Source organism: Neisseria sp. P0013.S005 (assembly GCF_051958425.1).
In the GTDB taxonomy this organism is placed as follows: Bacteria; Pseudomonadota; Gammaproteobacteria; order Burkholderiales; family Neisseriaceae; genus Neisseria; species Neisseria subflava.
Genome location: NZ_JBQCVL010000003.1, coordinates 113,650 through 135,205, shown reverse-complemented (window position 1 = coordinate 135,205; position 21,556 = coordinate 113,650). Strand labels below are relative to the sequence as shown.

The 21,556-nt window shown below is 47.8% G+C and carries 25 protein-coding genes and 1 pseudogene; 10 read left to right on the top strand and 16 right to left on the bottom strand.

The features are described from left to right. Nucleotides 1–101: 101 nt before the first annotated feature. Nucleotides 102–329: a hypothetical protein gene (locus ACTHTA_RS04695; RefSeq protein ID WP_003683601.1), complete on the bottom strand. Its 228-nt coding sequence runs from the start codon at nt 327–329 to the stop codon at nt 102–104. Here ACTHTA_RS04695 and ACTHTA_RS04690 point away from each other — a divergent pair. The 3 genes and pseudogenes from ACTHTA_RS04690 (at nt 315) to ACTHTA_RS04680 (ending at nt 2,432) form a co-directional block, all read left to right on the top strand. Then, complete coding sequence (locus ACTHTA_RS04690) at nt 315–1,028, top strand: aldo/keto reductase (protein WP_308887309.1); 714 nt, start codon at nt 315–317, stop codon at nt 1,026–1,028. The genes ACTHTA_RS04695 and ACTHTA_RS04690 overlap by 15 nt on opposite strands. A 74-nt stretch (nt 1,029–1,102) precedes the next feature. Continuing rightward, nucleotides 1,103–1,927, top strand: a pseudogene (locus tag ACTHTA_RS04685) (low temperature requirement protein A). Between the two features lie 130 nt (nt 1,928–2,057). Further along, the gene (locus tag ACTHTA_RS04680; RefSeq protein ID WP_308887308.1) at nt 2,058–2,432 is read left to right on the top strand and encodes a hypothetical protein; all 375 of its coding nucleotides are present in this window, start codon (nt 2,058–2,060) and stop codon (nt 2,430–2,432) included. On the opposite strand, the gene ACTHTA_RS04675 is transcribed toward ACTHTA_RS04680, so the two are convergent. Beyond that, on the bottom strand, nt 2,403–2,726 hold the full coding sequence (locus ACTHTA_RS04675) for a BCCT family transporter (RefSeq protein ID WP_308887307.1): 324 nt from the start codon (nt 2,724–2,726) through the stop codon (nt 2,403–2,405). The genes ACTHTA_RS04680 and ACTHTA_RS04675 overlap by 30 nt on opposite strands. Then, nucleotides 2,641–2,886: a hypothetical protein gene (locus ACTHTA_RS04670; protein WP_308887313.1), complete on the bottom strand. Its 246-nt coding sequence runs from the start codon at nt 2,884–2,886 to the stop codon at nt 2,641–2,643. Before ACTHTA_RS04670 ends, ACTHTA_RS04675 begins: the two co-directional genes overlap by 86 nt. 217 nt (nt 2,887–3,103) lie before the next feature. Between ACTHTA_RS04670 and mpl the strand changes: the two genes are divergently transcribed. After that, on the top strand, nt 3,104–4,480 hold the full coding sequence (mpl, locus tag ACTHTA_RS04665; RefSeq protein WP_308887306.1) for a UDP-N-acetylmuramate:L-alanyl-gamma-D-glutamyl-meso-diaminopimelate ligase: 1,377 nt from the start codon (nt 3,104–3,106) through the stop codon (nt 4,478–4,480). A 262-nt stretch (nt 4,481–4,742) separates the two neighbouring features. Here mpl and ubiT read toward each other — a convergent pair whose 3' ends face one another. Genes ubiT through ubiU form a run of 3 tightly spaced genes read right to left on the bottom strand, consistent with a single transcriptional unit; the run spans nt 4,743 to nt 7,108 of the window. Continuing rightward, on the bottom strand, nt 4,743–5,183 hold the full coding sequence (gene ubiT, locus ACTHTA_RS04660) for a ubiquinone anaerobic biosynthesis accessory factor UbiT (protein ID WP_308887305.1): 441 nt from the start codon (nt 5,181–5,183) through the stop codon (nt 4,743–4,745). Then, entirely contained in the window at nt 5,170–6,087 is a 918-nt protein-coding gene (locus tag ACTHTA_RS04655) for a U32 family peptidase (RefSeq protein WP_049328364.1), read from the bottom strand. The genes ubiT and ACTHTA_RS04655 overlap by 14 nt, the downstream gene beginning before the upstream one ends. Before the next feature lie 13 nt (nt 6,088–6,100). Then, nucleotides 6,101–7,108 carry a ubiquinone anaerobic biosynthesis protein UbiU gene (gene ubiU / locus ACTHTA_RS04650; RefSeq protein WP_070631052.1) on the bottom strand — a complete coding sequence of 336 codons (1,008 nt, stop codon included), beginning with the start codon at nt 7,106–7,108 and terminating at the stop codon, nt 6,101–6,103. 455 nt (nt 7,109–7,563) lie between these two features. Between ubiU and ACTHTA_RS04645 the strand changes: the two genes are divergently transcribed. After that, the gene (locus ACTHTA_RS04645; RefSeq protein ID WP_308887304.1) at nt 7,564–8,217 is read left to right on the top strand and encodes a DUF1287 domain-containing protein; all 654 of its coding nucleotides are present in this window, start codon (nt 7,564–7,566) and stop codon (nt 8,215–8,217) included. 386 nt (nt 8,218–8,603) lie between these two features. Then, nucleotides 8,604–9,050: a phosphatase PAP2 family protein gene (locus ACTHTA_RS04640; protein WP_308186697.1), complete on the top strand. Its 447-nt coding sequence runs from the start codon at nt 8,604–8,606 to the stop codon at nt 9,048–9,050. A 122-nt stretch (nt 9,051–9,172) separates the two neighbouring features. On the opposite strand, the gene ACTHTA_RS04635 is transcribed toward ACTHTA_RS04640, so the two are convergent. The 5 genes from ACTHTA_RS04635 to lon form a co-directional block, all read right to left on the bottom strand. Next, a complete protein-coding gene (locus tag ACTHTA_RS04635) occupies nt 9,173–9,301 on the bottom strand; it encodes a FeoB-associated Cys-rich membrane protein (RefSeq protein WP_003683546.1) in 129 nt (42 codons plus the stop codon). Continuing rightward, on the bottom strand, nt 9,298–11,166 hold the full coding sequence (feoB, locus tag ACTHTA_RS04630) for a ferrous iron transporter B (protein WP_308887312.1): 1,869 nt from the start codon (nt 11,164–11,166) through the stop codon (nt 9,298–9,300). The genes ACTHTA_RS04635 and feoB overlap by 4 nt, the downstream gene beginning before the upstream one ends. A 27-nt stretch (nt 11,167–11,193) precedes the next feature. After that, on the bottom strand, nt 11,194–11,463 hold the full coding sequence (locus ACTHTA_RS04625) for a FeoA family protein (RefSeq protein WP_440364286.1): 270 nt from the start codon (nt 11,461–11,463) through the stop codon (nt 11,194–11,196). A 346-nt stretch (nt 11,464–11,809) separates the two neighbouring features. Beyond that, the gene (locus ACTHTA_RS04620; protein WP_003683413.1) at nt 11,810–12,079 is read right to left on the bottom strand and encodes an HU family DNA-binding protein; all 270 of its coding nucleotides are present in this window, start codon (nt 12,077–12,079) and stop codon (nt 11,810–11,812) included. 185 nt (nt 12,080–12,264) lie between these two features. Further along, a complete protein-coding gene (gene lon, locus ACTHTA_RS04615) occupies nt 12,265–14,724 on the bottom strand; it encodes an endopeptidase La (protein ID WP_049328368.1) in 2,460 nt (819 codons plus the stop codon). Nucleotides 14,725–14,937: 213 nt separating this feature from the next. On the opposite strand from lon, the gene ACTHTA_RS04610 reads away from it, so the two are divergent. The 3 genes from ACTHTA_RS04610 (at nt 14,938) to lipA (ending at nt 16,928) form a co-directional block, all read left to right on the top strand. Then, nucleotides 14,938–15,213 (top strand): HP0495 family protein, encoded by a 276-nt coding sequence (locus ACTHTA_RS04610; protein WP_254346331.1) that lies wholly within the window; start codon nt 14,938–14,940, stop codon nt 15,211–15,213. Continuing rightward, the gene (gene lipB, locus ACTHTA_RS04605) at nt 15,213–15,815 is read left to right on the top strand and encodes a lipoyl(octanoyl) transferase LipB (RefSeq protein WP_308887301.1); all 603 of its coding nucleotides are present in this window, start codon (nt 15,213–15,215) and stop codon (nt 15,813–15,815) included. Before ACTHTA_RS04610 ends, lipB begins: the two co-directional genes overlap by 1 nt. A gap of 129 nt (nt 15,816–15,944) precedes the next feature. After that, nucleotides 15,945–16,928 (top strand): lipoyl synthase, encoded by a 984-nt coding sequence (lipA, locus tag ACTHTA_RS04600; protein WP_003683323.1) that lies wholly within the window; start codon nt 15,945–15,947, stop codon nt 16,926–16,928. 203 nt (nt 16,929–17,131) lie between these two features. Here the strand turns inward: lipA and hemB are convergent, their stop codons facing one another. The 5 genes from hemB to ybaK form a co-directional block, all read right to left on the bottom strand. Beyond that, a complete protein-coding gene (gene hemB / locus ACTHTA_RS04595) occupies nt 17,132–18,133 on the bottom strand; it encodes a porphobilinogen synthase (protein WP_308887300.1) in 1,002 nt (333 codons plus the stop codon). Nucleotides 18,134–18,165: 32 nt separating this feature from the next. Further along, on the bottom strand, nt 18,166–18,876 hold the full coding sequence (locus ACTHTA_RS04590; protein ID WP_308887299.1) for a DUF6973 domain-containing protein: 711 nt from the start codon (nt 18,874–18,876) through the stop codon (nt 18,166–18,168). Between the two features lie 160 nt (nt 18,877–19,036). Then, a complete protein-coding gene (locus ACTHTA_RS04585; RefSeq protein WP_308887298.1) occupies nt 19,037–19,909 on the bottom strand; it encodes a DMT family transporter in 873 nt (290 codons plus the stop codon). A 3-nt stretch (nt 19,910–19,912) separates the two neighbouring features. Beyond that, a complete protein-coding gene (locus ACTHTA_RS04580) occupies nt 19,913–20,500 on the bottom strand; it encodes a DnaJ domain-containing protein (protein ID WP_003683538.1) in 588 nt (195 codons plus the stop codon). Nucleotides 20,501–20,515: 15 nt separating this feature from the next. Next, nucleotides 20,516–21,001: a Cys-tRNA(Pro) deacylase gene (gene ybaK / locus ACTHTA_RS04575; protein WP_128580975.1), complete on the bottom strand. Its 486-nt coding sequence runs from the start codon at nt 20,999–21,001 to the stop codon at nt 20,516–20,518. Between the two features lie 99 nt (nt 21,002–21,100). Here ybaK and ACTHTA_RS04570 point away from each other — a divergent pair, with 99 nt between their 5' ends. Beyond that, a complete protein-coding gene (locus ACTHTA_RS04570; protein WP_003683286.1) occupies nt 21,101–21,454 on the top strand; it encodes a RidA family protein in 354 nt (117 codons plus the stop codon). Nucleotides 21,455–21,556: the final 102 nt, after the last annotated feature.

The following is a 21,556-nucleotide window of genomic DNA, read 5'->3' as shown; positions in this document are numbered from 1 at the left end:
GAAACCATAGATAATAAAATGCCGCTTATCAAACAAGCAGCATTTTATGTATCCGTTTTCTATGATTGACTTAGGTTCAATCTACCAAAAATCTCACATTATCAAGCATTAAGAAATTCGAGCAGATTTTTTCCGCCTACTTTCAGAGCATTGACGAATATGTTGACTTTCTCTTGTTGCTCTTGAGTATGGCTTACCGTATACAACCAGCCTTCCGGCGTGATTGTGTAGTTGATGCCCAAGCCGCCTACTGAAGTCGGTGCAAAGGCAAAATTTACTACCGTACTGTTGTCGCCTACGGTTGGATCGGCATTGTGGGGCAAACTCATTCCGCCAGCAGCGTGGAGAATGTGCTGGACAGCCGCCCCGAATCCATCCGCAAGCAAGTGGACGAATCCTTACGCAATCTGCAAACCGACTACATCGACCTGTATTACCAGCATCGCATTGACCCGAATGTACCCGCCGAGGCGGTAGCGGAAGTAATGGGCGAATTGATTAAGGCAGGCAAAATCCATCATTGGGGCGTGTCCAACACGCCAATTGAGTATATGGCCGCCGCCCACGCCGTTACGCCCATTACCACCACGGAGAACCAATATTCCATGGTGTTCCGCGCCCCCGAAAAAGCATTGTTTGCTTTTTGCGAAGCCAACCATATCGGCTTTGTGGCATACAGCCCGCTGGGGAACGGCTTTTTAAGCGGCCGTTTTAACGCGCAGACCCAATACGCCGAAGGCGATTTCCGCCGCACGATGAAGCGTTTTTCGGCGGATGTGATGACGAAAAACCAGCCTGTGTTGGACTTGCTGCACGAGCTCGCCGCCGCCAAATCCGCCACCGCCGCGCACATCGTGTTGGCGTGGGAACTGGCGCAAAAGCCCTTTATCGTACCGATTCCGGGCACCACCAAAAAACACCGCTTGGCGGAAAACCTCGGCGCACTGCGAATCCGCCTGACTGCGGACGAATTGCACACCATTAACCAAAAACTGGGCAAAATGGACATTGACGAGAGCTATTTTTAAGCCGCCCAGTCAATGGTACTTGTCGGTAAAAACTGTTATTCTTCAATAAGTTATTCATCACAACCGGAGAGCTTATGCCTGTTGGAGAGAAAAAAGTCGGGCTGCCCGAGCTGTTTTATGATTTGGTGTTTGTATATGCTTTGTCCCGCACCACCGAGCTGGTGCACCACGCCGACGAAGCCGATTACGTCACGTTTCTGATTTCGCTGGTGATTCTGTTTACCGTTTGGTTATACCAGAGCATTTACATCAACCGCTTCGGCGACAACTCTTGGCGGGATCGGCTGTTTTTGTTTGCCGATATGTTTTTGCTGCTGTTTTTGTCCAATGCGGTGGGCAGCGACTGACTGGCGAATTTTGTGCCGTTTAATCTTGCGCTGGGGCTACTGGTCGGCAGTGTCTGCCTGCAATATCTGTTGCAGCTTGCCCGCCACGCTTCCCCCAAACAACGCCGCAGAATCAAGCTGGTGGCGGGATTGCGCGGATTGACGGCGGCGATGGTGCTCGGTTCGCTGTTGTTTCCCGCCCATATCAGACAGTGGGTTGCGCTGGGCGGTTTCGGTTTGGGTTGGATTTTGCCCACCTTTGTCAGCCACAAGCAACCTGCGGTGAATTTTCCGCATCTACTCGAACGCCTAAACGGGCTGGTGATTATTTTTTTCGGCGAAACCGTGATCGACATCGCCCCTTATTTCCACGTGGCGAAGTTTGAAATCGGCGCACTGCCCGTGATTGTGATTCTGTTTGCGATGTTTACGGTTTATGTGATGCAGTTTTCCTATTTTGTAGAAATCAATAGTGTTGTTTACACTTTTGGCTTTTGCTTGAAGACCCGTTTGAGCAGCTATCCGGCATTGTCAAGAATGTCGATAGACACGGGAAACCCGCTCTGTTCTTGATAATGCCGGATAGCTGCCTAAGAATCATTCAAGCAAAAACAAAAGCTGTCCGCCGTAGAAAAAGTGTAAACAACGCGACGATTTCCTACACCTATTTATCGACGAACACAAAGCGCAAAACTCGGGCGCATTGCCCTCGTACAGCCATTATGCCGTACTGATCGGCATCGCTTTGACAACGGTGGCACTGGCGTGGCTGCACCAAAACAGCACCGCTACCGCTGAGTCCGTCCGAATGCTGTGGCTCGGTTTGGGCGTGTTTTATCTCGGGGTTGCCGCCAACACGCCGTACAACAAGCTCGAACACCGCCGACCGCAACGGCTTTGGATTTTTCAGACGACCTTATTCGTTATCGGCGCAGGGCTGGCCGCCGTTTTACCGCCGCAGCCCCTTGTTATCTTAACCACAACGGCATTGATGACCGCTGCGATTGCCATGGCAACAGTGTATTTTGAACATCGCACCCGACAACTTTCACAAACAAACCAGAACCACGAAACCTAAGAACAGGATAACGGTCAACGGTTTGGTTGCGAAAGACAGAGGCAGCATATTGAGCAGGTAATAGAATGTACCTTCGTAGTCGCCTTTATTGACAATTTCTGCCAAGCGTCCAGTACCTTCAACAGTATCAAGCAGGTTGAAGCCGGAGAATACGGAGAACCAAATCACGAGGAAGCCGACTGGTACCATAATGGATGCCAGCACGAATTCACGCAAAGTACGGCGTTTGGAAATTTTCGCTAAGAACACGCCCACAAATGGTGCCCAAGTAATCCACCATACCCAGTAAGCCATTAGACCAATCACGGTTGTGGAACAAGTACAGCTCGAAAGAATGGTGAACGGTTTGAGTAAGAATATTACCGATAGAGACAACCAAGTTGCTGAGGAAGTAGTGAGTCGGGTCAACCAAGAAAACAAACACCAGCATGAGTAAAGACAGAACTACAGTCATATCGCCCAGCCATTTCATACCTTTTTCAATCGGCAACACAGCGCCCAAAGTATAAATATTTCAGTAGCAACTATAACCTAAAAATTCCCTATTAAGATTCAATCTTCCCTATCTCTCCCCTATTCTTATTGCCGCTTTACTTTCCAGACGACCCCTTTATCCAAACTCCGTTATAATGACGGTTTTAAAATTAATTCATTCCCAAGACGGTCTTATCATGAAACACATCCACATTATCGGTATCGGCGGCACATTTATGGGCGGCGTAGCGGCTATTGCCAAAGAAGCAGGTTTTAAAATCAGCGGTTGCGACGCGAAGATGTATCCGCCGATGAGCACCCAGCTTGAAGCCTTAGGTATAGGCGTACACGAAGGTTTTGATGCCGCTCAATTAGACGAATTTAAAGCCGATATTTACGTTATCGGCAATGTTGCCAAACGCGGCATGGATGTGGTTGAAGCGATTTTAAACCGCGGCCTGCCTTATATTTCCGGCCCACAATGGCTTGCTGAAAACGTATTACACCAACACTGGGTACTCGGCGTAGCCGGAACACACGGCAAAACGACTACAGCCTCCATGCTCGCCTGGGTCTTGGAATATGCCGGTCTCGCACCAGGCTTCCTGATTGGCGGCGTACCGGAAAACTTCAGCGTTTCCGCCCGTCTGCCGCAAACGCCGCGCCAAGATCCTAATTCAAAATCCCCATTCTTCGTTATCGAAGCCGACGAATACGACACTGCCTTTTTTGACAAACGCTCCAAATTCGTACATTACCGTCCGCGTACCGCCATTTTAAACAATCTGGAATTCGACCATGCCGACATCTTCGCCGATTTGGGCGCGATACAGACCCAGTTCCACCATCTCGTGCGCACCGTGCCGTCTGAAGGCTTAATCGTCTGCAACGGACAGCAGCAAAGTCTGCAAGACACTTTGGACAAAGGCTGCTGGACGCCGGTGGAAAAATTCGGCACCGAACACGGCTGGCAGGTCGGCGGAGTCAATGTCGACGGCTCGTTTGACGTGTTACTTGACGGCAAAAAAGCCGGACACGTCGCATGGGATTTGATGGGCGGACACAACCGCATGAACGCGCTTGCCGTCATCGCCGCCGCGCGTCATGCCGGAGTCGATATTCAGACGGCCTGCGAAGCCTTGAGCGCGTTTAAAAACGTCAAACGCCGCATGGAAATCAAAGGCACGGTAAACGGTATCACCGTTTACGACGACTTCGCCCACCATCCGACCGCCATCGAAACCACCATCGAAGGCCTGCGTCAGCGCGTCGGAAACGCCCGCATCCTCGCCGTCCTCGAGCCGCGTTCCAACACCATGAAACTCGGCACCATGAAAGCCGCCTTACCCGAAAGCCTCAAAGGCGCCGACCAAGTGTTCTGCTACGCCGGCGGCGTGGACTGGAACGTCGCCGAAGCCCTCGCGCCTTTGGGCGGCAAGCTGCACGTCGGCAAAGACTTCGATGCCTTCGTCGCCGAAATCGTGAAAAATGCCGAAGCAGGCGACCATATTTTGATCATGAGCAACGGCGGATTCGGCGGAATACACGGAAAGCTGTTGGAAGCGTTGAAATAAGAGTTTGTTGAAAGTTTTAAATAATTGAGGCCGTCTGAAAACCGGAATTTGGTTTTCAGACGGCCTTTTTGTTGTGGATTGAGACTTTTGCAAAATACCTTTTTACCCGGTGGCCAAAATCCAAACACAAATTCCCAAATCCCTAAATACCTTGGTAGAAATTTAGGGATTTGGGAATTTTGTAAAAGGTATTGGATATTTTATTTTTAAATCATAAACTTAATGGATGAATGCTTTGCTTTATTCTTGCACGAACCGGCATTCAGTCGGACAACTGCCGCTTCAAAAACCAATCTCCGAACGGCCAGTCCACGCTGTCGAGCAGGTTTTTGGTAATCAGCCCAAGCTCGGTATCGCCTTCGATTTGCAGTTTGCGGTTGAAAAACAAAGTATCCGGGTCTTCCTCGCGCATCATCATGCGCATAAAGTCGATGCCGTTGGCGGCAAGGCGCAAATCGGGCGTACCCAAAAAATCCGCATCGATGAATTTTTCGGCATTGGCGGTGAAACGCACCTTGATGCCTGCGTCCAATACGTCAATTTCGAAGGTTCGACCGTCAAACAGGCTCATATCGGCGGGCAGCAATCCGCGTTTGAGCATGGTGTTGAGGGTAAAAACCAAAGCGAAGCGCGGTGGCCTGCCCGGTAATTTTCCGCCGATTTTTCCCGCCCATGCGGGCAATACGATTTCAGGCAACGCCATAATATTCCTCCTTCACGGCTTCGATACCCGGCTGGCCGTGCCAATAGCCGTCCACCAGCGTGCCGGTGGTCAATCTTTCCAATTCGGGCAGCGCATCCGCCAGTGCGGTTTTGCCGTCCAATACATCGCGGTGGATACGGATGATTTCCGCCATGCCGTGCATTTGCGGCGACAGGCGCAGCATGTTCACACCGATTTGCCGCAAATCCTCATGGTGCGGCAGCAGGTTTTGGCAGCCGTAAGACATGGTTTGGATGCCGTTGATGGTTAAGAACGGCTTGCCCTCGCGGGTGTTCATGTCCATGCCTTGCTCGTAATCCAAGCAGCGGAATTCGCAGCCGTCTTTGTTCAGGTTGTAATGCCGCGCGGTAAAGCAGCGTGAAGAGTACGCCAAAGGCATTTTGCCCCAAGCAAACAATTCCGTTTCGATGTCGTCTGAAGCCTTGATGATTTCGGCAACTTTGTCACGGCTCAACTCGGATGGCGCAATCCAGCGGTATGCGCCCAGTTTTTGGAACAGTGCCAGCGTGCTTTCGTTGTAAATGTTCAAGCTGGCTCCGGCGACAAACGGAATACCGTGTTCGCGCGCCAATTTGACCGCACCCATGTCGTTGGCTTCGACTTTGAATTTGTCCTGCCCCGTGATTTTACGCAGGCGCTTCAAATCGGATTCACTTTCCAGCAGCACCTGAGACGACAAGATAATCTCTTTGCCGCTTTCCGCCAAATCTTCCGCCAAGCTGACCCAGTCGGCAAAACGCATTTTCTGGCGGCGCGAACACACCACTTCTCCCAGATAAATGGTGTCCACTGGCGCATCCAGCATGGCGGCGTAAAATTCCAGCAGGGCTTCCTTCTGCCAGAAAAACAAAACCGGCCCCAACGATAATTTCATCGGATTCATTTTTCCTCCTCCCTTATTTCCACGGACGGCTGTATGCGCCCAAGGTCGTCTGATGCCCTTCCGAAACCTTGCTCAGCGCGTTGTTCCACACCGGATTGACTTTGAAATGAGCCGGATCGGCAGCGGCCGCGTCCAAAGCCTGCCGCAGCGATTTGGTAACCTGCGCCGTGTACATCGGGCTGCGCTGGCGGCCTTCGATTTTAATGGCGGATACACCGATTTTGATGAGTTCGGGCAACATTTCCAAAACATTCAGGCTGGTCGGCTCTTCCAGCGCGTAATAGGTTTCGTCATTGACTTCAAAACGGCCTTTGCACAGTGTTGGATAGCCTGCCGGTTCGTTCGGTTTGTACTGGTCGATTAACACCTGGTTCAACCGCACGTTCATGCGGTCGGGCAGCTGCTCCCAACGCACCGCCTTCGCCGGTGAACACACGCCCTGCATATTCGGTGATTCGCCCGTCGCATAGCTCGATAAAATGCAGCGCCCTTCTACCATCACACACAAACTGCCGAAACCGAACACTTCGATTTCCACATCCGTATTGTCAATCACATGCTTGACCTGATCGACCGTTAAAACGCGCGGCAACACGGCACGGCGGACGCCGAACAGTTCCTTCATCATATTGATGGCTTCGTAATTGGTCGCCGAACCCTGCACCGACATGTGCAGCCTCAAATTAGGATGACGCTCGGCGGCATAAGCCATAATCGCAGGGTCGGCAACGATTATCGCGTCCGCCCCCAGCTGCACCGCCGTATCGACAGCCCGATGCCACCGCTCGATTTGTCCCGCCTGGGCAAAAGTATTGATTGCCATCAACACATTGCGGCCGCGCGCATGTGCGTAAGCCACTCCTTCCTGCGCCGATTTCATATCGAAATTCAGCCCCGGAAAATTGCGCGCATTCGTCGCATCTTTCAGCCCCATATAAACCGTGTCCGCGCCATTGTCCACCGCCGTCTTCAAAGCAGGCAGATTACCGGCAGGACAAACCAACTCAGGGATTTTCGGCATTTTGCGTTCCTCGACTCTTGTAGTTTGTTATTCGAAAATCAATATCTAATATGATTTCGGGTATTTTAGAGATTTGGACACAAGACATTATGATTTAAATCAACTGTGAAATCAGGTTTGGATAGCGTATGTTTTAGTTAACATAATTTAACCATATAAAATATCAAGTTAATCAGCGGGTTATCTTTTCTAGCTTGATAATATGAGAATAGTTATTATCTATTAAATTTATAGATTTTTACAATAAAAGGTCGTCTGAAACCTGTTTCAGACGACCTTTTATCATGTACCAATTTAAAATCTATATTTACGAAAAACGTTTTAGTAATACCCAAATAACACTCATCTATTATTTACCCATACATACTTGCTAAAGACCATTTTTCCATTATGCATTGCCAACCCACCCAAAAATTTGATAATAATGCAAACAACATCTAAGCCGTGTATATATCATGAAACACAAAACAGCCTTTAAGCCCATAGTTATCAGTATTGTGCTTTCTATCCTTCTGATTACAACAGCTGTATTTTTTGCCCGTCATCACAACTCTATCCCAAGTATTAATACCGATTTCCTACAACAGGAGATTACCGAACCCGAAGAACCATCTCCGCAAATTGTCCAATCTGCACGAAATCAAATTGGTAAAACCCTTCGTTACGACCCGGCTTACACGAAGCTCACTTATCCGATGGGCGATGTACCGATGGGAAAAGGCGTTTGCACAGACGTGGTCATCCGTGCATTGCGTGAGCAAAATATAGATTTGCAAGAGCTTGTTCATCAGGACATGAGCCGCAACTTTTCCTTCTATCCTAAACGCTGGGGTTTGAAACAACCTGATACCAATATCGACCACCGCCGTGTCCCTAACCTAATGACTTATTTCACGCGTCAAGGCTGGGCCGTTCAAGATACAAACTATCAAGCTGGCGATATTGTAACTTGGGAACTAAAAGGCAACCGTCCCCATATCGGCATTGTCTCCGATCGAAAAATCGGCGATAGGCCACTGATTATCCATAATATCGGTTCGGGAACCCGTGAAGACGACGTCCTCTACCGCTACACCATCACCGGACATTTCAGGCTTCCCGTTCAATAAATCATGAGACTACTGAAAGATTCACTTCAATATCATACCCAATCTGTAATTTTGCGCTTTTTTTTTACAATCCACCTTTCGAGGCCGTCTGAAACCATAGATGAGATAACCATCCGACAAAATATTAAAGACAGTGCGACATATTCCATATCACTGATATATATGATAGTGTGATGAACTTTTATGATTTTAATTATATTGGAATCATGGATGGAGAAAATCGGTAAGTGGATAAGCTATCGAAACTAAAGATTAAATATACAATTTTTATATCAATATTTTTTATTGTTTTTTAAAAGGGAGCTGAATTTTATACATATACAGTCGATAATGTGCCTTCATATTTTATAGACTGGGAAAGGAATATTCCTTTCTTGCCCATATTTATGTTGCCTTATATGACGTCACCGTTTTTCTTCTTGGTCACTATATTTTTGGAAAAGAACGAAAGCAGTCTGAAATTACTGATAAAAAGAGCAACCTTTTTAATCGGAGTTTCTACTGCTCTATTTGTAATATTTCCTATGAAATTTTATTTTCCCAAGCCTGAAGTCGATAACCAAATTTTAAAATCCTTCTTTTATATTTTGGGAAAATTGGACAGTAGTTTTAACCAATGCCCGTCATTACATGTGAGTTTCGCTTTTCTTTCAGCTGAGGTTTATTGTAGAGAATTCAAATCCAAATTCTTAAAATCATTTTTTGGTATCTGGGGATTTTTACTCGCTATTTCGGTCTTATTTGTCTATCAACACCATTTGATTGATTTTGTAGGGGGAACATTAATATTTTTAATCACTTGTATCCTTTTCCCAAGAAAAAAGACAGTTTAAGCATTTTGTCACAGAATCTTAGAAAGCACTACAACAACGATTGAAGCATAGTTCAAACATACAAAAAGGCCGTCTGAAACCATTTCAGACGGCCTTTTACTTTTAAACCTAACCCTCTTTATTTAACCGCAACCGCCGCATTTGCCGCAGCCGCTGCTGCAGTCGCGTTTTTTCGGTTTGAACACGAATTTTCGCAAGAGGAAGAATACACAGGCAAGCATAATCAAGCCGACGATAATATATTGAGTCATGACGATAGTATCCTTGAAGAAATTTGGTAAACCACGAATGCGGCAAAATAAGCCATCAGGAACAAATAGCCTGTAATCATAAGCATATTTTTCGTGGATTTGGTTTCGCGTTTAATTACGGTCAAAGTCGCGGCACACATCGGAGCATACACATACCAAGCCAAGAAGGCAAAGGCGGTCGGCAGGCCCCAGTTGTTGTGTATGATAGGAATCAGTGCGTTTTGTACTGCATCTTCAGACGATGCGCTGACGGCGTAAACAGTACCTAATGCGGCAACGACCACTTCGCGCGCGGCAATACCCGGAATCATGGCAATACACATTTCCCAAGTAAAGCCCAAAGGTGCAAACAACGGCTGAATAACATGACCAAGCGTACCTGCCAAGCTGTAATCGATGGCTGCACCGGTTGCGCCTTCAGGCGGTTGCGGCCAGCTTACCAAGCCCCACAGAACCACGGCCAACGCAAAAATGATGGTACCCGCGCGTTTCAGGAAGGCTTTTACCCTATCCCACAAGCTGGTCATGATGTGTTTAAAGTTAGGCGTACGGAAAGTCGGCAATTCCATCAAAAGTGGAAATTGTTGCACGTTGCCTTTCATTCGCGCCAAGCGTTTCATGATATATGCCGCCAATGCAGCCGACAGGATGCCTGCGATATAAAGAATAAACAGTGTCAGGCCTTGCAGGTTGAAAATACCGCCCACTGTACGGTCAGGAATGACGGCGGCGATAATCAGCGCATACACCGGCAAACGTGCGGAACAAGTCAGCAACGGCGCAACCGCAATGGTAACAAGGCGTTCGCGCGGGTCGTTAATGGTTCGCGCCGACATCACGGCAGGAACGGCACAGGCAAAGCTGGACAAAAGGGGAATAAACGAACGGCCGGACAAACCGCTTTTCGCCATGATGTTATCCAACAGGAAGGCTGCACGCGGCAGATAGCCCGAGTCTTCCAAAAGCAGGATAAAGGCAAACAAAATCGTAATCTGAGGCAGGAACACCAACACGCTGCCCAAACCGGCAATGACGCCGTTGACGAGCAAGTCGTTGAGGATGCCCGGCTCCATGTTGGCGCCTATCCATTCGCCCAGCGCGGCAAAGCCGCCTTCGATGGCTTCCATAATCGGTTCCGCCCAAGTGTAAACCGCTTGGAACACCATAAACAGGATCACCAGCAGCATAATCATGCCCCAGATGGGGTGCAGCACGATGTCGTCGAGTTTTTTGTGCCATGCGGGCAGCGTCATCTGGGTGCGTACCACTTGTGCCAAAATCGATTCGACTTCTTGATAAAGTTTGTCGCTATCCAGCGCATCGAGCGTGCGTTCGGCAGAGGCGGGGTTTGCGGGGAAAGAGCGTTTGCGCGGCAGCTTCGCCACGGCTTCGCGTACAGCCTGTACGCCCGACACGCTCACTGCAACTGTTTCCAAAACAGGTGCATCCAACAACTCGCTCAGTTTGGCCGCGTCGATATTCAAGCCCCTTTTGCGGGCCACGTCGCTCAAATTCAGCGACACCACCATAGGCAGTCCCAGCGTTTTCAGTTCCAAAATCATGCGCAGGGTCATACGCAGGTTGGTCGCGTCGGCAACGGCAATAATGGCATCGGGCGGAATGCCCATCTTGCCTACCATTACATCTTTCGCCACCGCTTCGTCGGGGCTGGTCGTGCGTAGGCTGTATGTGCCCGGCAGGTCGATAATGCGGACAGCCTCGTCATCGAGGAAGGCGCCCTCGCGCTTATCGACAGTTACGCCCGGATAATTGGCAACCTTGGCATGTGAGCCGGTCAAACCGTTGAACAAAACGGTTTTGCCGCAGTTTGGCGCGCCAATCAAGGCAAAATAGCTTAGTTCCATCATTTTTCCTTATTCTTTCAGACGGCCTTAAACGGCCTCAACGATACGACACATAATCTTCCCGGCCTCTTCCAAACGCAGGGAAAATTGGGATTGATTGCCCAAGCGTACTGCAAACGGTCCTCTTCCAAAACCGCCCACGGCAATCACTTGCAACGGCATTCCGCTGGAAAAACCCAAATCCGAAAGACGACGGGTTACCAAGGCATCCAAATCACCAAAAACAGGGTTGGGAGCAATGGAATCAATATGTACGACTGCGCCTTTTTTAAGGCTTGATAAAGGAATGGTAGACATAAGCCTCTCTTTTCATTTGTTTTAAAATCAGATTATTGAAAAAATGTGAGAAGTATGACGAGTGCGTGGCACATTTGAAAGATTGGTTATGAATGGCTATTTGCCCCTTCTTTCGATAAGTGCGGTTTGTTTTGAATACTGTGTTTCCGTTAATGATAAGGTATATCAATATAAAAATCAAATGTAACAAGATAAACTAAAAAGGCTGAAATCCTTTTATCATTAGGATTTCAGCCTTTTTATGCACTCAACAAACTAAAGGCCGTCTGAAAGGTTTCAGACGGCCTTCAAAATAAAAAACCGAATCAAATCGGTTTTTTATTCCCATTCAGGGAAAGACTCTAAATTACAGAGCGTCTTTCAATGCTTTACCGGCACGGAATTTAGGAGTTTTAGCAGCAGCAATAGTCAAAGGCTCGCCAGTTTTAGGGTTGCGGCCTTGACGTTCGGCGCGTTCGCCGACGTAGAAAGTACCGAAACCGACCAGAGTAACAGTGTCGCCGTTTTTCAACGCGTTGGTTACGGCATTAGTAGTAGCATCCAAAGCTTTTTGCGCAGCAGATTTGGAAATGCCGGCTTCTTGAGCAATTGCTTCGATCAATTCAGACTTGTTCACAATTAGTCCCTTCCTATCGTAAAAAATGATGAAATGCCCGAATACTCGGGGCTTAAGCACTTTTAAAGCACATACGCACTTTATAGCAATTCTCAAATTATCATGTCAAGTAAAAGATGTGGAATTGCCCTATTTTTGTGGCATTCAGGGCAAAACCACATTTTTTGCAACATCAGACGGCCAACTTAATGCTTGGTTGCTTTTGTTCTTGACTTCGCCTTAGAAGTTTGCGAGGTATCGGCAACCGTCAATTCAGCTGCCCATTGCTCAGGCTGAGTTTCCAAGCCCAAAGCCAATACTTCATCAATCCATTTGACCGGATGAATGGTCAGACCGGTTTTGACATTTTCAGGGATTTCTTCCAAATCTTTGACGTTGTCTTTTGGAATCAATACATGCTTGATACCGCCGCGCAAAGCAGCCAGCAGTTTTTCTTTCAAACCGCCGATAGGCAAAACTTCGCCACGCAAAGTGATTTCGCCGGTCATCGCCACGTCTGCACGCACCGGAATTTTGGTGAAGGCAGAAACCATCGCCAAAGTCATGGCGATACCTGCGCTCGGACCATCTTTTGGCGTCGCACCTTCAGGTACATGAACGTGAATGTCTTTTTTCTCGTAAAAATCAGGAGCCAAACCCACTGACTCAGCACGGGAACGGACAACCGACCATGCGGCCGATACCGATTCTTTCATGACATCGCCCAGTTGGCCGGTACATTGAATCGTACCTTTACCCGGCAAGGCAACCGCCTCAACAGTCAACAACTCGCCACCGACTTCGGTCCAAGCCAGACCGGTTACCTGACCGATGCGGTTTTCGCTTTCGGCTACACCATAGTCGAAACGGCGCACGCCCAAATAGTCATGCAGATTTTTCTCAGTAACTTTAATCGCTTTAGGCTTGGCCTTGCTTACTGTTTTGGATTTGGACGCTTTTTTCTTGTCCTCATTCAAGGTAACCTGCATGACCACTTTGCGGCAGATTTTGGCAATTTCGCGATCCAACGAGCGGACACCGGCCTCGCGGGTGTAGTAACGGATAATATCGCGCACTGCACTTTCATCAACCACCAACTCGCCCTCTTTTACACCATTGCGCTTCATTTGTTTCGGCACAAGGTATTGCATGGCAATATTGATTTTTTCGTCTTCCGTATAACCGGACAGACGGATGATTTCCATACGGTCAAGCAGCGGAGTCGGGATATTCAAGCTGTTTGAAGTGGCAATAAACATCACATCGCTCAAATCATAATCGACTTCGGCATAGTGGTCGGCAAACTTGTTGTTTTGCTCAGGATCCAGCACCTCAAGCAAAGCACTGGCCGGATCGCCGCGGAAATCGCTGCCCATCTTGTCGATTTCATCCAGCAGAAACAATGGATTTTTCACACCCGCTTTCGCCATGTTTTGCAGGATTTTGCCCGGCATAGAGCCGATATAGGTACGACGGTGGCCGCGGATTTCGCTTTCATCACGCACGCCGCCCAACGCCATACGCACATATTGGCGGCCTGTCGCTTTGGCAATCGACTCACCCAAGGAAGTTTTGCCCACCCCCGGAGGACCAACCAGACACAAAATCGGGCCTTTGAGCTTGTCCATACGTTTTTGAACGGTCAAATATTCCAAAATGCGCTCTTTGACTTTTTCCAAACCATAATGGTCGGCATTCAAAATCAAATCAGCCTTGGCAATATCTTTGCTGACACGGGATTTTTTCTTCCATGGCAGCTCAAGCAAAGTATCGATATAGTTGCGCACGACGGTAGATTCCGCAGACATTGGCGGTATCATTTTCAGTTTTTTCAATTCAGACAGACATTTTTCTTCAGCCTCTTTGCTCATGCCTGCTTCTTTGATTTTTACTTCCAGCGCATCCAGCTCGTCGCGCTCGTCTTCTTCGCCCAATTCTTTCTGAATCGCTTTTACTTGCTCATTCAAATAATACTCACGTTGGGATTTTTCCATTTGACGTTTTACACGGCCACGAATGCGTTTCTCAACCTGCATGATGTCAAGTTCGGCTTCCAACTGCGCCAGCAGAAATTCCAAACGGTCAACAATGCCGGCAGTCTCCAATACATATTGACGCTGCTCCAATTTCAGCTGCAAATGCGCGGCAATGGTATCTGCAAGGCGGCTGTTGTCATCAATGCTGCTGATGGTACTGATGACTTCGGCAGGGATTTTTTTGTTCAACTTCGCATATTGCTCAAATTGAGTCAGCAGAGTACGGCGCAAGGCCTCAATTTCAGGATTGTCCTTGTCGCTATTCTCATCAATCGCCTCAACATGGGACAAAAACAATCCGCCTGTTTCATCAACCGTCAACGCGCGCGCACGACGGATACCTTCTACCAATACTTTAACGGTACCGTCAGGCAGCTTCAAAACCTGCAAAACTTGGGCAACCGTACCAGTTTGGTGCAAGTCTTCAGCTTTAGGGTCTTCTGTATTAGGGTCAAGCTGGGCCAACAGGAAAACCGGATCATCATTGGCCATTGCCGCCTCAAGGGCCGCAATCGATTTAGGACGACCGACGAACAGCGGCAATACCATATGCGGATACACCACGACATCGCGTAAAGGCAAGGTAGCCAGCGCACTGTATTCCTCGAAATATTTGTCTTTTGTCGGCATAGTTAGAAATCTCAATCATTGTTAAATCAGAATGTAGCTCAAAATTGGGCTGAAGCGCTGCATTTCAAGACTTGAAAACAGCTTATCCGCACCTATTTTCGAAAACATCATTTTTAATAGCCCGATATGGACGTTTACGATAAAATATATCGGATTTCGGGCCGTCTGAAAACTTCTCAGACGGCCCAAGCCAACCAAACAAGGCAATAAACCATGACAGACTCAACTGAAAAAAAATCACTGATTGAATTTCCCTGCACTTTCTCCTTGAAAGTTATGGGTGCAGTTCATCCCGAATTTGAATCCGCCATCTTGGAAACCGTGCGCAAACACGCTCCCGATACCGAGCCGCACCACATTACTACGCGCCCAAGCAGCAAAGGCAACTATACCGGCGCAACCGTCAAAGTAAATGTTGACAACCAAGAGCAGCTCGACAATATCTACCGCGACCTGACTTCACACGAATTGGTAAAAGTGGTGCTGTAATGAAAATCGTGCACAAAGGCTTGGTCGATTACCTGCCGACTTTCGAAGCCATGAAGGCATTTAATGCCTCGCGTGACGAAAATACCGAAGACGAATTATGGGTGATCGAACATCCGCCCGTATTTACCCAAGGCTTGGCCGGAAAACCCGAACACCTCCTCATCCGCGACGATATTCCCGTTGTCCAAATTGACAGAGGCGGTCAAATTACCTATCACGGCCCCGGCCAACTGGTCGTCTATACGATGATCAATTTCAAACGCCGTAAAACCAGTGTCCGCCACATCGTTTCCGCACTTGAAAACAGCATCATCGCCACCTTGGCAGAATATGGCATCGAAGCAGCCGCCGATCCCAAACGCCCCGGCGTTTATGTCGGCAAGCGTAAAATCGCTTCCCTTGGCCTGCGTATCAAAGACGGCTCCGTTTACCACGGCTTAGCCCTCAACGTGAACATGGATTTAAGTCCGTTTACCCATATCAATCCCTGCGGTTATGCCGGTATGGAAATGACCCAAATTGCCGACTATGTCTCTCCGGCACCCAGTTTGGCAGAAATTTCAGACAAACTGACCAAGCATTTACAAAAAGAGCTGGCATAAGGCCGTCTGAAAATATTCAGCCCCAACGCCATCCTTTAACAGCCCCTCTGAACTCACAAGCCTTTAGGCCATGGAGGCCGCAATCAGCTTTTCAGACGGCCTTCATAACGACAGAAAGAACACATCACCATGAGTGAAGAAGTAAAAAACGACCCAAAACGCGGCATCAAACTAAAAGGCGCGGACAAAACTGCACGCATTCCGATTAAAGTTGTTCCATTGGAACAAAAATTGAAAAAGCCCGAATGGATCCGCGCCAAATTACCGGGTAAGAAATTCTTTGAAATCAAAAACATTCTTCGCGAACAAAAAATGCATACCGTGTGCGAAGAAGCATCTTGTCCAAATATCAGCGAATGCTTTACCAAAGGTACGGCCACATTCATGATTATGGGCGATATTTGTACCCGCCGCTGCCCGTTCTGCGACGTTGGCCATGGCCGCCCCAATATGTTGGATCCTGACGAGCCTAAACACTTGGCCGAATCCGTCAAATCCATGAACCTGCGCTATGTCGTGATTACTTCTGTCGACCGTGACGACCTGCGTGATGGTGGCGCACAACACTTCGCCGACTGCATTAAAGCCATCCGCGAAACCAGCCCGAATACCAAAATCGAAATCCTTGTTCCCGATTTCCGAGGCCGTCTGGACATCGCACTGGAAATCTTGGCAGAAACACCGCCCGACGTGATGAACCACAACTTGGAAACCCATCCAAGCCTGTATAAAAAAGCCCGTCCGGGTGCCAACTACCAACATTCCCTCGAGCTTCTGCGCCGCTACAAAGAAATGATGCCCCACATCCCGACCAAGTCCGGCATCATGGTCGGCTTGGGCGAAACAGATGAAGACGTGCGCGAAATCATGCGCGATATGCGTGCCAACAATATCGAGATGATTACCATCGGCCAATATCTGCAACCTTCAGACGGCCACCTGCCCGTCTTGCGCTATGTAACACCTGACCAATTCAAAGTTTTTGAAAAAGAAGCATACGAATTGGGCTTTACCAATGCCGCCATCGGCGCAATGGTTCGCTCCAGCTACCACGCAGACGAGCAAGCAGCCGAAGCTTTGCGTGAAACACACGGCGGTTGCAGCCATCACTAAGGTTTAAATCATATAAGGCCGTCTGAAAAATCAGGGAACTGTTTTTCAGACGGCCTTTATTTAGTCAAAATGACTATACAAGATTTTTTAGATTTTAAAAAATTAATTTTAGTCGGTTCCCTATTGAGCCAATCTTAAGTAATACAAAAAAGCGGCTAAACAGGATAAACACTGTTTGCCGCTTTTTGATTTATTTCTTTATTTTACTTCTTCAACAATTTTGCCGCTTCAATCGCATAGTAAGTCAAAATGCCATCGGCACCGGCGCGTTTGAATGCCAACAGGCTTTCCAAAATGGTTTTTTCGCCATCCAGCCAACCGTTTTGAATGGCAGCCTGAAGCATGGCATATTCGCCGGAAACTTGGTAAGCATAAGTCGGTACGCCGAACTCATCTTTAACTCGGCGGACGACATCCAGATACGGCAGACCTGGTTTTACCATTACCATGTCTGCACCCTCTTGAATATCCAATGCGACTTCGTGTAAGGCTTCGTTAGTGTTTGCAGGATCCATTTGGTAGGTTTTCTTGTCTGCCTTGCCCAAATTTCCGGAGCTGCCGACGGCGTCGCGGAACGGGCCGTAGAATGCTGAAGCATATTTTGCCGAATACGCCATGATGCGCGTATGGATATGTCCGGCATCTTCCAAAGCTTCGCGGATGGCAAGAATACGTCCGTCCATCATATCTGATGGGGCAATGACTTGTGCGCCCGCATCTGCATGACACAAAGCCTGTTTTACCAAAACTTCAATGGTTTCATCGTTGAGGACATAGCCATTTTCATCGGTTAAACCGTCTTGGCCGTGAATGGTATAAGGGTCCAAGGCAACGTCGGTCATGATACCCAACTCTGGGAATTTCTCGCGCAGAGTTCGTACTACTGTCGGCACCAAGCCTTCAGGGTTATAAGCTTCCTCCGCAAGCTCGGTTTTGTTTTGTGTTACCACGGGAAACAAAGCCAGCATAGGAATGCCGAGATTCAGCGCTTCTTCAGCGGTAAACAACAATTTGTCCAAACTTTGGCGTTTGACACCCGGCATGGACGGGACTGCTTCTTCCTGATTCTGGCCTTCCAATACAAAAACCGGATAGATTAAATCATCTGCCGTCAAAGTATGCTCGCGCATCAGGCGACGTGAAAAATCGTCTTTACGCATACGGCGCATACGGGTGTTTAAGACATAACGCGGAGGAAAATTCATAATAATTGCCTTTAAATGATGAAGTCTTAAAATCAGTCTTCGACTTGACGCATGGCTTTGACCGAACGTTTGATTTCACTGAGCGTACCGGTTTTATAACTATTACGTTCCTGTTCGGTCATGCCGTTTTGATCCAATTTGGCGATATTTTTTAATGCCTCGGCATACTTGCCGTCTGAAAGTTTTTCCTGTTTGATGTGCCAACGGTTTTTCACTTCGGAAGCCGTCCATAAGCCTACTTTGTTGTAGTAGAACAAAATACTTGCCGCCAGCGTTTTCATATCGCTGTCGGGCTTGGCACTGCCGATACTGCGGCCGATACGGTTGTTGCGCTGATCGACCGCTTGGTCGGCAAGGTAACGGCTGAAGTAGTCGTCTTTACCTTCACGCAATTCCATATCCGTCAGACGCGCATTACCTGCTTTTTCTGCAATAATGCTGTCGAATTTGGAAGCAATCGCCGCCTGCCACAATGCTTGACGTACAGCATTGACTTGCGTCCCCCTGCTGTCGCCGTTTGCTTTATCGTCCAGACCTGAACGCTCGGCAAAACGTGCCGCATTGCTGGTCATATTGATTAAACCTTCATCTTCCATGCCGATAACTTGGGCGGCTACGGGATGGTTCAGCGCGAATTGAGCCATTTTACTGCGGCGGCTTTGATCTTCCTGATAAGATTGACAACCGGACAATACCAGCATGCCGAGAACGGCGCATTGAATGTGTTTTTTAATATATTTCATGATGTAACTATCGATATTATTGTGTGAGTTCAACTTCTTTGTTTAACATAGAAACGCCCGTAAGCGTAAAATAATTTCCATACGGCCAAATCGGCGCATGAATGGCTATTTTATAATAAAAATAAGGCCGTCTGAAAATTTTCAGACGGCATAAGTATTTTTAGCCTACCAAGCTGCGAATCTGCGGCCAGTAAAACAGGCAGGCTATCGAGCAAATAGCAATGCTGATACCGGCTGCATTAATGCTGCTGATTTTTTCCTTAAATATTGCCGCACCAATCAGCGTACCCAAAACAATCACGCCAATATTCATACCAGCAAATACCAAGGTCGGATTATCTTTCATGATTTGGTGTGCAGAAATGTAGGTAACAATATTCAAAAAGTTCAGGCAACCCAAAATCATACCGCCCACTATGCCCTCTTTGGTCCATTTGCTTCCTTTGGCAAACAGGTAGCCAAACATCAAGATACCGGCCAAACAAAACGCCACCAGCAAATTACCGGCAAACGCGGTACCGCTTTTCGCCACTTGTTTGAACAAAATATCAATGACACCATAGCCGCACCAAACGCCTAAAAGCAGCATCACTTGCGTGCTAAAGCCGCCGGATTTCTTGCCGCCATCGCTTTTCCAAAGTAAGAAAAACAGTGCCGTAAATGCCAATACCAAACCAATCAGACGGCCTTCGGTCAGTTGCTCATGAAACAACGTAAACGAAGCAACAATGGGTAAAAACAGCGAGAGGCGTTGCGCCGCATCTGATTTGATGATACCTGCCGCATCTACGGATTTGCCCATAATGACAAATACGGTTGGCAGCAAAATGCCCAAGGCCGCAAAAAGCCACCACGTCGGTAAAAATACCTGCGGATTGCTCAAATCAGGCTTTAACACCAGCATGGTCAAAGTGACGGCAACAATGTAGTTCACCGCCACCGCCTGCTCGATATTGATTTTTTGCTTGCGCGCCACTTTCAGCAATACGGACACCAACACGCTGCAAACGATACTTGCCAATAAATATGCCATGCTTTAAAACCATCCTTGAGTGGAGACGGGCTTATCTTCATTCAGTTTAATCAGTCCGATGACTACACGGTAAATAAACCAAATGGCAGTTACCAACAAAATTAACCAACCAATTAAGATAAGTGTAGTAAAAGTGCCCAAAACCGTACCTACTAAAGACACCCAAAATGTCTTAATCAAATAATCGATATGGCTGGCGTAAATACTGCCTTGAGCCTCATCGCGTTTAACATACGCCATGATCACACCGACAACGGGGGTAAACAAAATCAATAAGCCCACAGCATATGTCACATAAGCGATAAAAACATAGTTTTTCACGTCAGAGCTGGGTGCATTGACCACATTTGTCGCCATATCAGTGAAGTTGTTGGTATTGGTTTCCTGACGCTCGTACTGCATAGCCGCATCATAAGCCAACCGTTTTTCCGGATGAGACAATACTTCAAAAGCCTGTCCGATGGCTTTAAACCGCTCCGCATCTTTCTGAATATCCGGATTGGCCACCAATTTGCCGTAAGCCTCGCGGATAACGTTAATATCAGCATCCTGAGATACTCCCAAGATTTCGTATAAATTTAATTGTTCCATCTGTATTCCTATCCTTTATGAATCGACTGCAACATGAACATCTTTCGGATTAAGCGTCCGCAGGTTTTCAGGCTTCATGCCTACGATAAACCCACGTTTGCCGCCATTGATAAAAATCTCGTCCAAAGCCCAAATACTTTCTTCCACATAAACCGGCAAAGCGGTTTTCATACCGAACGGTGATGTACCGCCGACCAAATATCCAGTCCATTTCGCCGCCTGATCCGCTGTTGCCGGCTCGATGTGTTTCAAGCCTAGCTCGCGCGCCAGATTGCGGGTGGAAATATGTTTGTCGCCGTGCATTAAAACAACCAAACCTTTTTTATGCTCATCCTGCAAGACGATCGTTTTGATGACTTGATGCTCGGGCTTGCCCGTACATTCGGCAAAACGCGCCGTACCGCCATGTTCTTCATACGCGTAAACATAAGGGACAAAATCGATTTTCTTACTGCGTAAAAAGCGTACTGCCTGCGTAACCGGATATTCTGCTTTACTCATGGGTTGTTTCCCGCCATCCTTTTCAGACGGCCCCTCTTAAATGTGGAACGTAAACAGTCGCAATGTTACCATACCTTCTTTTTGAAATCAGGAGACAACATGGACATCCGCTATCTTGGTGCAAGCAAACGCTATTCGGAAGCCGTCGTAGCTAACGGCTTGGTTTTCCTCTCCGGCATGGTTCCCGAAAATCCTGAAGCCGATGCCAAAGCGCAAACTGAAAATGTTTTAGCGCAAATCGATTCATGGCTCGCACAATGCCAATCCGACAAAGCCCATATTTTAGAAGCCACCATCTATCTGCCCGATATGAACGATTACGCCGCTATGAACGAAGCCTGGGATGCATGGACAGCTCCTGAACGCGCTCCGGCCCGCGCCTGCGTGGAGGCGAAACTGGCTTCGCCCGACTGGAAGGTTGAAATCAAAATTACCGCCCTTCAAATCAAATAAAGCACAAATATCAGGCCGTCTGAAAACGCCGCTTCAATCAAGCACTCGCAGTTTTTCAGACGGCCTTTATTCTTTTGCGGTACAATACCGCCCTTAAATTTT

What these genes read in the sequence shown, in the direction of transcription:
- lon (WP_049328368.1), bottom strand. Translation starts at nt 14,724, where the DNA reads ATGCCGACAAAAGACAAATATTTCGAGGAATACAGTGCGCTGGCTACC.
- mpl (WP_308887306.1), top strand. Translation starts at nt 3,104, where the DNA reads ATGAAACACATCCACATTATCGGTATCGGCGGCACATTTATGGGCGGC.
- ACTHTA_RS04655 (WP_049328364.1), bottom strand. Translation starts at nt 6,087, where the DNA reads ATGAATCCGATGAAATTATCGTTGGGGCCGGTTTTGTTTTTCTGGCAG.
- feoB (WP_308887312.1), bottom strand. Translation starts at nt 11,166, where the DNA reads ATGGAACTAAGCTATTTTGCCTTGATTGGCGCGCCAAACTGCGGCAAA.
- ACTHTA_RS04640 (WP_308186697.1), top strand. Translation starts at nt 8,604, where the DNA reads ATGTTGCCTTATATGACGTCACCGTTTTTCTTCTTGGTCACTATATTT.
- ACTHTA_RS04580 (WP_003683538.1), bottom strand. Translation starts at nt 20,500, where the DNA reads ATGGAACAATTAAATTTATACGAAATCTTGGGAGTATCTCAGGATGCT.
- lipB (WP_308887301.1), top strand. Translation starts at nt 15,213, where the DNA reads ATGAAAATCGTGCACAAAGGCTTGGTCGATTACCTGCCGACTTTCGAA.
- ybaK (WP_128580975.1), bottom strand. Translation starts at nt 21,001, where the DNA reads ATGAGTAAAGCAGAATATCCGGTTACGCAGGCAGTACGCTTTTTACGC.
- ACTHTA_RS04635 (WP_003683546.1), bottom strand. Translation starts at nt 9,301, where the DNA reads ATGACTCAATATATTATCGTCGGCTTGATTATGCTTGCCTGTGTATTC.
- hemB (WP_308887300.1), bottom strand. Translation starts at nt 18,133, where the DNA reads ATGAATTTTCCTCCGCGTTATGTCTTAAACACCCGTATGCGCCGTATG.
- ubiT (WP_308887305.1), bottom strand. Translation starts at nt 5,183, where the DNA reads ATGGCGTTGCCTGAAATCGTATTGCCCGCATGGGCGGGAAAAATCGGC.
- ACTHTA_RS04645 (WP_308887304.1), top strand. Translation starts at nt 7,564, where the DNA reads ATGAAACACAAAACAGCCTTTAAGCCCATAGTTATCAGTATTGTGCTT.
- ACTHTA_RS04670 (WP_308887313.1), bottom strand. Translation starts at nt 2,886, where the DNA reads ATGACTGTAGTTCTGTCTTTACTCATGCTGGTGTTTGTTTTCTTGGTT.
- ACTHTA_RS04625 (WP_440364286.1), bottom strand. Translation starts at nt 11,463, where the DNA reads ATGTCTACCATTCCTTTATCAAGCCTTAAAAAAGGCGCAGTCGTACAT.
- ACTHTA_RS04590 (WP_308887299.1), bottom strand. Translation starts at nt 18,876, where the DNA reads ATGAAATATATTAAAAAACACATTCAATGCGCCGTTCTCGGCATGCTG.
- ACTHTA_RS04675 (WP_308887307.1), bottom strand. Translation starts at nt 2,726, where the DNA reads ATGGCTTACTGGGTATGGTGGATTACTTGGGCACCATTTGTGGGCGTG.
- ACTHTA_RS04585 (WP_308887298.1), bottom strand. Translation starts at nt 19,909, where the DNA reads ATGGCATATTTATTGGCAAGTATCGTTTGCAGCGTGTTGGTGTCCGTA.
- lipA (WP_003683323.1), top strand. Translation starts at nt 15,945, where the DNA reads ATGAGTGAAGAAGTAAAAAACGACCCAAAACGCGGCATCAAACTAAAA.
- ubiU (WP_070631052.1), bottom strand. Translation starts at nt 7,108, where the DNA reads ATGCCGAAAATCCCTGAGTTGGTTTGTCCTGCCGGTAATCTGCCTGCT.
- ACTHTA_RS04570 (WP_003683286.1), top strand. Translation starts at nt 21,101, where the DNA reads ATGGACATCCGCTATCTTGGTGCAAGCAAACGCTATTCGGAAGCCGTC.
- ACTHTA_RS04610 (WP_254346331.1), top strand. Translation starts at nt 14,938, where the DNA reads ATGACAGACTCAACTGAAAAAAAATCACTGATTGAATTTCCCTGCACT.
- ACTHTA_RS04695 (WP_003683601.1), bottom strand. Translation starts at nt 329, where the DNA reads ATGAGTTTGCCCCACAATGCCGATCCAACCGTAGGCGACAACAGTACG.